Source organism: Sporosarcina thermotolerans (assembly GCF_030067815.1).
Lineage (GTDB): Bacteria > Bacillota > Bacilli > Bacillales_A > Planococcaceae > Sporosarcina > Sporosarcina thermotolerans.
The window spans coordinates 1,251,996-1,263,528 of the sequence record NZ_CP125968.1; the positions used below are offsets into that span (position 1 = coordinate 1,251,996).

Consider the following 11,533-nt stretch of genomic DNA (forward strand, 5'->3'; position numbering starts at 1 on the left):
TAGAGACTCGCTTGTTTAAATGAATTTAGTAATTAATTTTGGTTTGTTTTTATTTTTTAACAAAATATACATCAGTAATCAAATTGAAATGTGTCCGTTATATAACTGAATGATGAACGTTTAGTGACAGTATTTCACGTTTTCAGGTGAAGTTTTTGTGAAGTGTAGTTCATCTAATTGTTTTTAGTTTTTCATTCTATTAAAATAAAGAACAAGATGTTGAAGTCACACATTACTTCGGTTGTTTAACAGCTTATAGATTAAAAGGAAGGGGTTTCTTCATGATAAAGAAATGGACTTTTTTAAGTTTAGTTATTGGCCTTCTCGCAGTGTTGGCGGGTTGTGAACCACTAATGGTTTTGGATCCTAAAGGGCCGCAAGCTGAAACGACTGCCAATGTCATTTGGATTTCAATTGCGACGATGGCAATCGTAGTGATTGCTGTTTTCGGACTGATGGCGTATGTCGTATTTAAGTACCGCGCTTCAAAACAAAGTGAGGATTATGAACCACCACATATTGAAGGGAATCCGATTGTTGAAACATTCATCGTTGCAATTCCAGTAATTATAATCATTTTCCTTTCAATTGTTACGGTCAAATCCACATATGAAGTTGAGGCGACTCCAAAAGGATATGAGGATCAAGAACCGCTGATTGTCTACGCTTCATCCTCTGACTGGAAGTGGCATTTCAGTTACCCTGAAGAAGATATTGAAACAGTGAACTACTTATATATCCCGACAGATCGTGCATTGGAGTTCAGACTTTACTCTTACGGTCCAATTACAAGCTTCTGGATTCCACAATTAGGCGGACAAAAGTATGCGATGTCAGACATGATCACTACTTTGCACCTCGCAGCGGAAGTTCCAGGTGAGTACATGGGAAGAAACGCAAACTTCAGCGGGAAAGGCTTCGCCGAAAACATCTTCCACGTAGAAGCCATGCCTCCTAAGGAATTTGATAAATGGGTTGAAGATGTAAAAGCGAATGCTGAACCCCTTACTGAAGAAAAGTTCGATGAATTGTTAGAACCAGGTCACCTCGGTCAATTAACATTCAGCGGAACTCATTTAGGGTTCCTACCACCACCCGAAGGTCATCACGGTTCAAACGAACACGATTCAGAACACGCACATGAAGAGGAAGACACAGACCATTCAGGTCATTAATAGCTCTAATCTTTTTTTAGATTTTCGAAAGGAGTACAACAAGAATGGATTACTTTGATCGATTTGCCATACCTCATCCAAGCCCCGCAATCTACGCATCAATGGTTGCCATCGGTCTAACGATGATTGCAATAGTTATAGGTTTAACCTATTTCAAAAAATGGGGATATTTATGGGTGAATGGCTAACAACGGTTGACCATAAACGAATCGGTATCATGTACCTCATCGCCGCATTGCTCATGCTATTCCGCGGAGGGGTCGACGCATTAATGATGCGTGCACAAACTGCCGTTCCCGATAATACTCTGTTAGATGCACAACATTACAATGAAGTATTTACAACACACGGAGTTGTCATGATCATCTTCATGGCAATGCCATTCATATACGCATTAATGAACTTTGTCGTACCACTCCAAATCGGGGCACGCGATGTAGCATTCCCACGTTTAAACGCACTTAGTTTCTGGTTGTTCTTCATGGGAGCAATGCTATTCAACATCTCATTTGTCATTGGAGGTTCTCCTGACGCCGGTTGGACATCATATTTCCCACTTGCAGGGAATGATTTCAGTCAATCGGTCGGTACAAACTACTACATGCTGTCGATTCAAATTGCAGGTATTGGTACATTAATATCTGGTATTAACTTTATCGTTACAATTTTCAAAATGAGAGTACCTAGTATGAAATTGATGAAAATGCCAATGTTCACATGGACTGCTTTAATCACAAATGCAATCGTAGTTTTCGCATTCCCAGTACTAACCATTGCTCTTCTACTTGGAACGATGGACCGGCTATTCGGCACACATATCTTCACTATGACGAATGGCGGAATGGACATGCTCTGGGCGAACTTATTCTGGGTTTGGGGGCATCCGGAAGTATATATTCTTATATTGCCGGCATTCGGTATATATAGTGAAATCATTTCTACATTCTCACGCCGAAATCTTTACGGATACAAATCGATGGTCGCTTCAATCGTGGTCATTTCATTTATGTCCTTCTTAGTTTGGATGCACCATTTCTTCACGATGGGGCAAGGACCACTTTCCAATAGTATTTTCTCCATCACGACAATGGCGATTGCGATTCCAACCGGGATTAAGATCTTCAACTGGCTGTTGACGATGAGGAAAGGGAAGATTAAGTTTACGGTACCAATGCTGTATTCAGTAGGGTTCATCCCGATCTTCACAATCGGTGGGGTGACAGGGGTCATGCTTGGTATGGCGAGTGCCGATTACCAATACCATAATACGATGTTCTTGGTCGCGCATTTCCACTACACAATCATTCCAGGTGTCGTCTTCGCGATGCTTGCGGGTCTAACGTATTGGTGGCCGAAAATGTTTGGTTTCATGTTAAATGAACGTATCGGAAAATGGGCATTCTGGTTTGTCGCAATTGGCTTTAACGTCACATTCTTCCCGATGTTCTTCACGGGGTTAGATGGACAAGCACGACGTATGTACACATATTCCGAAGCAACTGGTTTTGGTCCGTTGAATATGCTTTCCTTTGCTGGGGCAATCGGACTTGCAATTGGATTTGCATTGATCGTATACAACGTTTATTATAGCGTGCGCCATTCTTCAAGGGACATTGGATCGGATCCATGGGATGCTCGTACACTTGAATGGGCAACGCAAACTCCAGTCCAATCATATAACTTTGCACGGACTCCACAAGTCGATTCAATCGAAGCGCTTTGGGATCATAAGAGAAACGGGAAGCCGATATTCCAAGGTGAAATCGAAAAGATTCATATGCCGAATAATAGCGGTATGCCGTTTATCATGAGCTGTATTTTCTTCGTCTGGGGCTTCTCGTTCGTATTTAGCATGTGGATCCCAGCGATTATTACAACGATAGCAATATTCGCATGCATGGCACATCGTTCATTTGAAAAAGACGACGGACATTATATTTCTGTTGAGGATATTAAAGCTACGGAAAAAGATTGGGAGGTGTTGACTGATGAAAATAGATAACTCGGTTCCTCTTGAATATGCAACTGAACAAAATAAGATGAATATATTTGGTTTCTGGGTTTTCATCGGTGCGGAAGTAATGCTTTTTGCAACCCTCTTCGCGACTTACTTCACATTAGAAAACCGTATTGGAAATGGACCAGCAGGAGCTGAGATATTTGAGCTCACTCCTGTTCTCATTGAAACGTTTGTGCTCTTAACAAGTAGTTTCACGATTGGTCTTGGTATACATGCAATGAGAATCGGACGAAAGAATGCCATGTTGACTTTCTTTTCGATTACATTGCTGCTTGGTCTTGCGTTCCTTGGCGTTGAGATTTATGAGTTCATGCACTATGCACATATTGGTGCGGGTCTTCAGGTTAGTGCCTTTACTGGCATTTTATTAACAACATTGGGAACGCACGGGGCTCACGTAACGGTTGGTCTTTTCTGGGGACTATTCATCATTATGCAAGTGAAGAAAAAGGGCATAACGCCTCAAACGGCCAATAAGTCGTTTATCTTTTCGCTTTACTGGCACTTCTTAGATGTTGTTTGGATTTTCATTTTCAGCTTCATCTATTTGAAAGGAATGATGTAAGATGATTGAGTTATTCCCACGTAAACAAGTGATGGGCTTCGTCTTTTCATTGGTTCTGACGGCAGCTGCGTTGACTGTCTATTTCTTGGATGTGTCATTTAATGTCGGGATTACGATTCTTTTAGCTACTGCTTTTGTGCAAGCGGCCGTTCAGTTGGTCGGATTTATGCATGTAGGGGAGTCAGAGGATAAGACGATAATTTATATGAACATCTACTATGGCATCGCTATAGCGTTGTTCACGATTTTTGGTACGTTGTTGATCTTGGTATGGGATATGTGATACCCAAAAGCGGAGGACGCTTGCGACCACTGCTCGTAACGCTACGTTTTTACTCGCAAAAGGCCGTTCTTCGTGACGGCTTTAGCTGCGACAGGCGCTGGAGGGTTTGAAAAAAAGGCGCTCTTTGCCTTTTCTTTCAGAACCGAAGCGACCCGAGCAGATAGCGTCCGGAGCTGGATGATAATATATAAAAAGGGAGCGCCCGCTTTGGGTGCTCCCTTTTTGGCTTTTTATTGCATAAGTTGTCTTTTTACTTTTTCTTGCATTTCTTCTGTTGCGACGAAAAAAATGCCCATTAGGAAAATGAATATGGCTCCCATTACTGTACCAATTCCTACGCCTGTGATGGCGCTGTAATCGCTTACGAAAAATCCGTATAAGAATATGGCGATTCCGATGGTAAGGATGGTTAACCCGACTACTTTTACTGCATTCAACATTTTTAATCTGGAATCCATTACCAACACCCCTTTTCTTTATTATTTACCTTGTTCACAAAGTTGTCAAATATTTTTTTGGGCCCTTCCGTTTTTAGGCCTTTAGATGCTCTTTTCGGTTTTGGTATATGAATATGTAATTGCTTCATCTAAAATTGAATGTATATTGACAAAATTCTTTCACGGGGGTATGGAAATGGTTGATAGTAAAGAATACATTGTAAAGAATGGAATGATTATCGATGTGGAAAATGGGGATTCTTTCATCGGTGCAATTGAAGTAAAGGAAAATAAGATTTCGAAAATTTATCGTTCGACTGAAATGGTACCGGATCACCTTCCAACTGTCGATGCTGAAGGGAAATTCATCATTCCAGGGTTGATTGACATGCATTGTCATATCCAGGAAAATTTTGCTCCGCATTTTTTGGCGTCCGGCATCACGACGGTCCGAAATACAGCTGGAAATGTGATATTTCTTCAAAGCTTGATCGAAGCTCCGTTAGATGCGCCGACACCAAGAGTCTATGCAGCAGATCGGATGATTGACGGAGAGCCAGGGCTTTGGGGGCCGACAGCTTCGGAAACTTGGTGACCGAAGATCCGGAAGAGGCGAGAAAAGAAGTGAGAAGACAGGCTGAGGTGGGAGCGAAATTTATAAAACTTTATGGATGGGCGAATAAAGAAGTGATGAAAGCAACGGTTGACGAGGCGAAAAAGTTCAATTTGGAAGTGAGTTGCGACATTATTCATTCCAAAGAGTTAAATGCCTTGGATGTAGCTAAATTTGGTGTCACTTGGTTTGAGCATGCATCCGGGTTTGCTCAGGCGCTTTATCCGGGATGGTATCCATCGGCAGACCAAACGGAGTGGAGTCATATTAATTGGGATGAACCGGACGAAAATAAGATAAAAGAGCTTTGTGAACAGATGATTCAATACAATGTCAAACTTTGCCCAACGATTGTCCTTTCAGACCAAGCGGAGAGGTATCCTGAAGTTTGGTATCCAAAGAACAAAATAACAAACTCTCTGGAAGAAGGGAATATACTGATTGACCATTGGAAGGCGATGGAGAGCAACATTGAAGGAGTGAAAGAACAAGTCGGTAAATTGACGAAGTTCACCAAAATCATTGCGAAAACATATTACGATTTAGGTGGTACGGTTGTAGCTGGAACAGATACGCCTGCGCTCCTTTATACGTTTCCTGGAATGGCGCTTCATAGGGAATTGGAGATTTTCAATGAAATAGGATTTACGGAATTGGAATCCTTGCAAGCCGCAACAATTCATGCAGCCCAGTCCATCAATCTTGAGAATATCGGTGTGATAAAAGAAGGCTATATTGCCGATCTTGTTATTTTAAGCGAAAATCCGCTAAAAGCTATTCGACATACTACAGACATCCATCGCATCATCAAAGGCGGTAAACTGTATAGTCAGGATGAAATCCTTGCGCATATACCAAGCGAAGAGGATATGAATAATAAGATAAGTGAATTCCAGGAAAAATGGGATGCTTACATGGACAGCAAGTAAATTAAATACTAAAAGTAGGAGGTCAATCGTATATGATTGGCCTCCTACTTTTGATCAACTAAGTATTTTTTTCAGCACTTCTTGCAATTATTACATTTAGATTTATCCGCACCACATTTTTTGCATTTCGCCATTCAATCACTCCTTTGCATGGTATATTCAACTTTATTCTACAGTCGGCGGGGTTATGCACCGCTATAACTTGGCCTATTAAATAATCTCTTTCACGCGACGGGTAAAGCCATTAACTGTCATTGGGGACAAGTATAGTTCCCGAATGCAAGGGAATCTTAAGGCCAACATATCAAAGGTGGAGGACTTGCTATGACGAAAAAAGCTTGGCTACTTCTTGTCTTCATTTTCATAGTGGCGTTAAGTTTTGCGACGCCAAACAAAGCTGCTTTTCTTAACTCAAAGATGGAGAAGGATGAATTATATAAAGAGATACAGTCAAAAAGTGAGCAGCATGAAGTAAAACCAATTGATGCGAAAATTGATAGAGTATGGAAGGCTATCCCGGATACAATGGACTACGAGTTGATGTTGAAGCGAGTTATAAAAAGATGAAGAAGGCGGGCGAATATGATGAATCAATGCTCGTTTTTGAGGAAATACCACCTGCCGTTCATTTGGACGATTTGGAGCCTCAACCAATCTTCAGAGGGAATCCCGAAAAACCAATGGTTTCACTACTCATTAATGTAGCTTGGGGCAATGAATTTATCCCACCCATCCTCAAAATTTTAGATGAACATGAAGTGAAAGCAACATTTTTCTTTGATGGAAGTTGGACGAAAGCGAATCCAGATCTGGCTATAATGATTTAAAAAAGGCCATGAAATAGGAAACCATGCGTACAGTCATCCGGATCTTCAGAAACGTTCGAAGGCCGAGACAATGGAAGAAATCACAAAAACAAATGATGTCATTTTTGAAACCTTGAACGTTCAAGCGAAATGGTTTGGACCTCCAAGTGGGAGCTTCAATCAGCAAACTGTAGATGTAGCGCATGAGCTGAAGATGAAAACGATACTATGGACGGTTGATACGGTTGATTGGAGAAAACCTGAGCCTACTGAAATGGTCAATCGAGTTGTCTCCAAGGTGGAAAACGGCGCGATGATTCTTATGCATCCAACTGATCCTGTAGCCAAAGGCTTGGATAGGATGATTAGGGAAATAAATTCTAAAGGACTACGTATTGGAACAGTAAATGATCTTATGAGTGAAAAAGGATAGAATGATGCTACACACAAAGCCCACATTCGATGTAGGGCTTTTTCTTTTTATGAATCCCATGCCAAATAGGCGATGCACCCATTCCTTAAGTCGTACATAAAATAGAAGAGCAACATTTATAGGATAGAAAGGGTGTAAAATTGGCGCAAGAATCTATGAATCAGTCCGATGGCTTGAACCGACATAAAAAGAAACCAAATTTCCTTTTCATCATTGTTGATGAAGAGCGTTTCCCGCTTGTCTATGAGAATGAAGAACTGAGCCAATGGAGGAAAACGCATTTGAAAACACAAGAACTTCTTCGTGATAATGGAATGTGTTTTTCCAATCATTATATTGGGAGTACAGCTTGTGCCCCCAGTAGGGCGACCTTGTTTACAGGACAGTATCCGTCCCTACATGGCGTAACCCAAACGCCGGGTGCTGCAAAGGGGTCGTTTGATGCTGATATGTTTTGGCTTGACCCAAATACTGTTCCGACCCTTGGTGATTACTTCCGAACTGCAGGCTATCGCACCTTTTGGAAAGGAAAATGGCATATATCTGAAGAAGACATCTTGATACCGGGTACACATGATTCATTGCCAAGCTATGGCACGAATACAGGTGTACCGAATCCGAAGAATTCACGGATATATGAGCGAGCAGATCGTCTTGAATCATTTGGGTTTTCAGGATGGATAGGTCCCGAACCTCATGGAAGTGATCCAAGGAATTCCGGCTCCTCCGCAGGGATGGGTGTAAGTGGCCGGGATGTAATCTATGCTAAAGAAGTCGTGTCGCTATTAAGTGATTTAGAAAAGGGGTATACAGAGGAGAGTAAGCCATGGCTTATCGTCTCGTCTTTCGTAAATCCCCATGATATCGTTTTACTTGGATTATTCACCCGTTTCCTACCGACCTTCAACTTTAAAATAGATCCTTCCGTACCAATAATTCCTCCCGCTCCAACTGCGGATGAAAGTCTTCAAACAAAACCGTCAGCTCAGAAAAGTTATCGGGATACGTACCAATTGGCTTTGCAACCGACATTCGATACAGATTTTCTTAGACAGTTCTATTTTTCACTCCAAAAAGAAGTTGACGATGAAATGTTCAAAGTGTTCGATGCGCTCCGTAAATCCATTTTTTATGAAGATACGATTGTTGTCTTTACATCAGATCACGGGGATTTGTTAGGCTCGCATGGGGGACTGTTTCAGAAATGGCATAATGCATATGAGGAATCTTTACATGTCCCATTGATCATCCATAATCCGAAACTCTTTTCAGGTAGAGAACAAACAGATATGTTAACATGTCATGTTGATATTATTCCTACATTATTAGGGCTAGCAGATATTCCGATTGACTATGTTCAGGATAGACTTAAGCGGGATCATACGGAGGTGCATCCACTAGTAGGCGCGATTTAACACCGGTTTTAGAGGGGAAGAGAAAGTTTTCGCGTTCGAATGAACCGCTCTATTTCATGACAGATGATGAGTTTTCAAGAGGGTTGAATCAAGTAACATTAACAGGAAAGCCTTACGAATCTGTTACTCAACCAAATCACTTAGAGACCGTGATCACTACATTGAAAACGGGAAAAAATCATAGCGATGAAAAATGGAAACTATCCCGTTACTATGACAATCCTCAATTTTGGAGCGATCCCAATGTAGAGGATCAAGTTACGGTAACGAAAGGGACTTTCCCAATTTCGGATACTAGCGAGGCTGTACTTTCCATCACCACAACCAAAACGGAACCCGTGCCAGTACAATATGAAATGTACAATGTTACTACAGATCCATATGAGGAAAAAAACCTTGCAAATCCAAAGTACGCATCACCGGAAACAAAGTTTATCCAACATACATTATTAAAACTTCTTGAAAAACAAGCCAAGCAGAAGAGACTTACCCCGACAAGTGGGAATGGGCAGCGGGAGTGTTGAAAAAAAAGCCTTGCACGCTTGAATTATTGTGCAAGGCTCTTTCATTTTTTTCCGTAATCTGATTTTTTATCAACAGTCCGTAAAAAGTCTTTCGTCGTGTTGACCACATATTGGATTTCACTCAAATCCCTTTCCAAAAGCAAGGTTCGATGGATATCGATTAGTAACTTTTTGTCCGTAATATCCTCGATATCCGAGAGATTTTGGAAGTTAAATAATTCAACCGGTGTGATTTCCAAAGCATCCATGATTTTTTCAACTGTACCCAATGTAGCATTGCCTTTCCCATTTTCAATCTCCGATATCCTTGCCCTGGCGATTCCCGCTTTCTCCGCCAGCCATTCTTGCTTAATCCCCTTTACTTCCCTAACCATACGCAAATGGATTCCGACAAGCCGTATGAAGTTTGATGAAGTTGTCAAGCTAATCACCTCTAACTATGAGGTTAGTGTAATTTATGGGAATTTATTATCCTTTTATAAATTACAAAGATTTATATTTGTACTATATAACGTACATGTGCAATGAAAATGGAGATGGAGTTCTGTACGTTTTTGCATATGTGAAATCAACTAACTTTTAAATAACCGACAGCAGTAAAATGAAACTGTGTCGAAAACTCAATAAAAATGTTAAACTTATAGAGTTGAAATATTTAAAGGAAGTGTATCAAATGATAGGAAGAAATGACCCATGCCCTTGCGGAAGCGGTAAAAAATATAAGAAATGTTGCCAATCAAAAAAAGCAGTCTCAGTTGAAACGGTTCAAAAGGAAGAACTGGAGCGCGTACTGCAATCATTTTATGAAGAATATCCGGAACGGAAAGATATACCTGATTACTTGAAGTTAGCTAATGAATGGAAAAGCTCTTTAGAAAAGTATTTACCAGAGGAAATGATAGAAGCGATTTGTTTGGACGAATTCTTTTTCCATTATCGTTCCGATATCTGGCTCGGATATTTGGATAAGCAGAAGAAGAAAATAGTCCGTCCCTCAGTATTACGAGTTGTTGACGCTTGGCAGCAACCCCGCGCATTTATCGGGAAGTAAAAGAAGTGGATGAAGCTTACATAACCGTTCAAATGATCTTTACGGATGAAGTGATCCGTTTACGGCGTGAAGGAGAGAAACCTGTACCGGAAGGCGTTCACTTATACTGCTTCATCTTGCCTGACGGAACAGGGAATGAAAATCACTACTTAGCTGTTTCAAGCCTAATTTTCTTCCCGACAGACCATACGAACGTGATCAATGAATTTGCTAAGCGATATTTACCAGAGGAACTGGTTTCCATATTTATAAAGGAAAATTCCTTAGAGTTCTGGAAGAGTCTCGGTGAATCTGGCTATGCCGGTGGAGAGTTTACAAATTTTGAATCCGGGGTTTTATTATCAGCCATGGAGTTTTTGGAAAAACATGATCGGGATCCGAATAAATTACTTGACGTGATTGAGGACTTTTTAGTGGAGCAACAACCAAATGCCAGGAAGGAAGTGGCCATTGCGGCAGGTGCTATCCGTTTCGGACAGGAACATTCATTTTTCGAGCCGTTGTCCATGACGTTGAAAGAGATTGCTGAATGGTTCGAAGTGTCCCCTTCGTCCATGAATAAGTATTATAAGGAATTGGACGCTTATTATAGTGACGTGGTAAAGGCTTAACATCTTTAGCTTTTGATTCGAATAATCGAATCAGAAGCTTTTTTTAATGGTGGAGAATTGCTACTATTATAAATGTATAGGGATTATCTAAAAGAATGGGGATGGGAACATGGCGATGCCAACACATATTGTAGCCTGTGGGGGCTTGTTGAAGATGGGGAAGGGAATTTATTAATCGTAAAAACGCATCATGGAGGCTGGGTATTCCCGGGTGGGCAGGTTGAAGTTGGGGAGAACCTCATGGATGGCTTGATCCGGGAGGTGAAAGAGGAAAGCGGCATCGATGTGGAAGTCAGTCATTTGATAGGCGTGTATACGAATTCTGCGATTTACAAATGGTATGACGGAGTGACGGATGTACCTACGAAAGTGATGTTCGACTTTGCATGCAAGCCAATTGGCGGGGAATTATCCACATCTGATGAAACGACGGATTGCAGGTGGGTTCCTAAGGAAGAAGTGATCGAGTATATTAAGCAGCCAGCGATTCGGGCTCGCATCGAGGAGTATTTAAAGTTCGACGGCAAAGTGGAATACCAAGAATATGTGACACATCCGGAATTCGACGTGAAATTGAGCAGGAAAGTGTAAGTGAAGTTGACATTTATGCGTGAATAAATTCCCTTATGCGTCTTTGCGGCGATTTATGAGCAATTTATTACATTTATGCG

Annotated in this window: 12 protein-coding genes and 2 pseudogenes; 12 read left to right on the forward strand and 2 right to left on the reverse strand. The window is 41.2% G+C overall.

What is annotated here, in order from left to right; all coding sequences use genetic code 11:
- Nucleotides 1-281 precede the first annotated feature (281 nt).
- The 4 genes and pseudogenes from qoxA (at nucleotide 282) to qoxD (ending at nucleotide 4,043) form a co-directional block, all read left to right on the forward strand.
- Nucleotides 282-1,175, forward strand: coding sequence for a cytochrome aa3 quinol oxidase subunit II (gene qoxA / locus QNH10_RS07015; protein WP_283734037.1), 894 nt, complete (start codon nucleotides 282-284; stop codon nucleotides 1,173-1,175).
- Between the two features lie 44 nt (nucleotides 1,176-1,219).
- Nucleotides 1,220-3,177 (forward strand): annotated as a pseudogene (gene qoxB, locus QNH10_RS07020) (cytochrome aa3 quinol oxidase subunit I).
- Nucleotides 3,164-3,760, forward strand: coding sequence for a cytochrome aa3 quinol oxidase subunit III (gene qoxC, locus QNH10_RS07025; protein ID WP_283734038.1), 597 nt, complete (start codon nucleotides 3,164-3,166; stop codon nucleotides 3,758-3,760). The pseudogene qoxB and the gene qoxC overlap by 14 nt, the downstream one beginning before the upstream one ends.
- A 1-nt stretch (nucleotide 3,761) precedes the next feature.
- Nucleotides 3,762-4,043, forward strand: a complete 282-nt coding sequence (qoxD, locus tag QNH10_RS07030) for a cytochrome aa3 quinol oxidase subunit IV (RefSeq protein WP_283734039.1) — start codon at nucleotides 3,762-3,764, stop codon at nucleotides 4,041-4,043.
- A gap of 230 nt (nucleotides 4,044-4,273) precedes the next feature.
- Here the strand turns inward: qoxD and QNH10_RS07035 are convergent, their stop codons facing one another.
- Nucleotides 4,274-4,501 carry a hypothetical protein gene (locus QNH10_RS07035; RefSeq protein ID WP_283734040.1) on the reverse strand — a complete coding sequence of 76 codons (228 nt, stop codon included), beginning with the start codon at nucleotides 4,499-4,501 and terminating at the stop codon, nucleotides 4,274-4,276.
- A gap of 175 nt (nucleotides 4,502-4,676) precedes the next feature.
- On the opposite strand from QNH10_RS07035, the gene QNH10_RS07040 reads away from it, so the two are divergent.
- The 5 genes and pseudogenes from QNH10_RS07040 to QNH10_RS20545 all read left to right on the forward strand — a co-directional run bounded on the left by QNH10_RS07040 (nucleotide 4,677) and on the right by QNH10_RS20545 (nucleotide 9,200).
- Entirely contained in the window at nucleotides 4,677-5,075 is a 399-nt protein-coding gene (locus QNH10_RS07040; RefSeq protein ID WP_283734041.1) for a hypothetical protein, read from the forward strand.
- Complete coding sequence (locus tag QNH10_RS07045; protein WP_283734042.1) at nucleotides 5,045-6,022, forward strand: amidohydrolase family protein; 978 nt, start codon at nucleotides 5,045-5,047, stop codon at nucleotides 6,020-6,022. The genes QNH10_RS07040 and QNH10_RS07045 overlap by 31 nt, the downstream gene beginning before the upstream one ends.
- A gap of 324 nt (nucleotides 6,023-6,346) precedes the next feature.
- Nucleotides 6,347-7,261 (forward strand): annotated as a pseudogene (locus tag QNH10_RS07050) (polysaccharide deacetylase family protein).
- Nucleotides 7,262-7,401: 140 nt separating this feature from the next.
- Nucleotides 7,402-8,676, forward strand: a complete 1,275-nt coding sequence (locus tag QNH10_RS07055; RefSeq protein WP_347178013.1) for a sulfatase family protein — start codon at nucleotides 7,402-7,404, stop codon at nucleotides 8,674-8,676.
- Between the two features lie 83 nt (nucleotides 8,677-8,759).
- Entirely contained in the window at nucleotides 8,760-9,200 is a 441-nt protein-coding gene (locus QNH10_RS20545) for a hypothetical protein (RefSeq protein ID WP_347178014.1), read from the forward strand.
- Nucleotides 9,201-9,241: 41 nt separating this feature from the next.
- Here QNH10_RS20545 and QNH10_RS07060 read toward each other — a convergent pair whose 3' ends face one another.
- On the reverse strand, nucleotides 9,242-9,622 hold the full coding sequence (locus tag QNH10_RS07060) for a helix-turn-helix domain-containing protein (RefSeq protein ID WP_283734043.1): 381 nt from the start codon (nucleotides 9,620-9,622) through the stop codon (nucleotides 9,242-9,244).
- Between the two features lie 251 nt (nucleotides 9,623-9,873).
- On the opposite strand from QNH10_RS07060, the gene QNH10_RS07065 reads away from it, so the two are divergent.
- The 3 genes from QNH10_RS07065 to QNH10_RS07075 all read left to right on the forward strand — a co-directional run bounded on the left by QNH10_RS07065 (nucleotide 9,874) and on the right by QNH10_RS07075 (nucleotide 11,453).
- On the forward strand, nucleotides 9,874-10,251 hold the full coding sequence (locus QNH10_RS07065) for an SEC-C metal-binding domain-containing protein (RefSeq protein ID WP_283734044.1): 378 nt from the start codon (nucleotides 9,874-9,876) through the stop codon (nucleotides 10,249-10,251).
- 5 nt (nucleotides 10,252-10,256) lie between these two features.
- The gene (locus QNH10_RS07070) at nucleotides 10,257-10,862 is read left to right on the forward strand and encodes a hypothetical protein (RefSeq protein WP_283734045.1); all 606 of its coding nucleotides are present in this window, start codon (nucleotides 10,257-10,259) and stop codon (nucleotides 10,860-10,862) included.
- Between the two features lie 72 nt (nucleotides 10,863-10,934).
- Nucleotides 10,935-11,453, forward strand: a complete 519-nt coding sequence (locus QNH10_RS07075; RefSeq protein WP_347178015.1) for an NUDIX hydrolase — start codon at nucleotides 10,935-10,937, stop codon at nucleotides 11,451-11,453.
- The last annotated feature ends 80 nt before the right edge of the window (nucleotides 11,454-11,533 follow it).

Excerpts from the sequence above, each read along its gene's own strand:
- qoxA (WP_283734037.1), top strand. The coding sequence starts at position 282 with ATGATAAAGAAATGGACTTTTTTAAGTTTAGTTATTGGCCTTCTCGCA.
- qoxC (WP_283734038.1), top strand. The coding sequence starts at position 3,164 with ATGAAAATAGATAACTCGGTTCCTCTTGAATATGCAACTGAACAAAAT.
- qoxD (WP_283734039.1), top strand. The coding sequence starts at position 3,762 with ATGATTGAGTTATTCCCACGTAAACAAGTGATGGGCTTCGTCTTTTCA.
- QNH10_RS07035 (WP_283734040.1), bottom strand. The coding sequence starts at position 4,501 with ATGGATTCCAGATTAAAAATGTTGAATGCAGTAAAAGTAGTCGGGTTA.
- QNH10_RS07040 (WP_283734041.1), top strand. The coding sequence starts at position 4,677 with ATGGTTGATAGTAAAGAATACATTGTAAAGAATGGAATGATTATCGAT.
- QNH10_RS07065 (WP_283734044.1), top strand. The coding sequence starts at position 9,874 with ATGATAGGAAGAAATGACCCATGCCCTTGCGGAAGCGGTAAAAAATAT.
- QNH10_RS07075 (WP_347178015.1), top strand. The coding sequence starts at position 10,935 with ATGTATAGGGATTATCTAAAAGAATGGGGATGGGAACATGGCGATGCC.